2 tRNA genes are annotated in these 368 nt (G+C 47.3%); both read right to left on the bottom strand.

The features are described from left to right. Positions 1–20: 20 nt before the first annotated feature. Positions 21–96 (bottom strand) — tRNA-Lys (locus JI665_RS28305). A gap of 174 nt (positions 97–270) precedes the next feature. Beyond that, a tRNA-Val gene (locus JI665_RS28300) sits at positions 271–346 on the bottom strand. Positions 347–368: the final 22 nt, after the last annotated feature.

Here is a 368-nt window from a genome sequence, read left to right as displayed (position 1 = left end):
CCCGCAATATGAAATTAAAATGGTGAGCCATGAAGGACTCGAACCTTCGACCCTCTGATTAAAAGTCAGATGCTCTACCGACTGAGCTAATGGCTCATACTTTTATGAGATTTCCTAAAGCCTGATACGTGCAGTCAGATGTTCCAAAGCTAAACCGCTTTGTCACAGATTGCTACTCGTGTGAAGAGTCTCACTGATGCTGCAATCTGCTCTACCGACTGAGCTAATGGCTCATAACTTAAGAGGAGAAAATCGCTCGTCCAAAAGTAATGGTGGAGGATGACGGGATCGAACCGCCGACCCTCTGCTTGTAAGGCAGATGCTCTCCCAGCTGAGCTAATCCTCCAAAATGGTGACCCCTACGGGAT

Source organism: Bacillus sp. NTK034, from assembly GCF_017303275.1.
Taxonomy (GTDB): Bacteria; Bacillota; Bacilli; order Bacillales; family Cytobacillaceae; genus Cytobacillus.
This window is presented reverse-complemented; position numbering and strand designations above follow the sequence as displayed.